At 47.9% G+C, this 349-nt stretch carries 1 pseudogene; it reads left to right on the top strand.

Annotated elements, in window-relative coordinates:
- A pseudogene (locus tag CWB76_RS20180) lies at positions 1-185 on the top strand (hypothetical protein); the annotation flags it as partial.
- Positions 186-349: the final 164 nt, after the last annotated feature.

Below are 349 nucleotides of genomic sequence, written 5' to 3'. Positions count from 1 at the left end.
GATCGTATGACCAGTCGCTGCGACTGTTCTTGATTACGGCAGTGGGGCTAAGTGACGGGTATGGTCCGCCTTTTCCTTTCGCGGGCGCGTGGCTATACGGCAGCGATAACGTTGCTTTGATTCATCTGGTTAATGCCGCTGGTAATAAAGCGCAACAGGGTTACATATCAGCATTAAACAGCTAAACCCAAGGACGAGCAGGTGTAGCTCACATTGCCATTCGTAGCATAGGATATCAAGGATTGAAAAGTCGCTTAGCGCAAACAGGTATAAGTTATTTGGATCGAGCCGTGCCAGAGCTGCTAGAGCATCTTTTATTTATAACTAGGGCCTGATGAGTTGAAAGTCG

Source organism: Pseudoalteromonas sp. S1609 (genome assembly GCF_005887255.1).
In the GTDB taxonomy this organism is placed as follows: domain Bacteria; phylum Pseudomonadota; class Gammaproteobacteria; order Enterobacterales; family Alteromonadaceae; genus Pseudoalteromonas.
The sequence above is the reverse complement of the archived record's forward strand: the minus strand, read 5'-3'. Positions and strand labels throughout refer to the sequence as shown.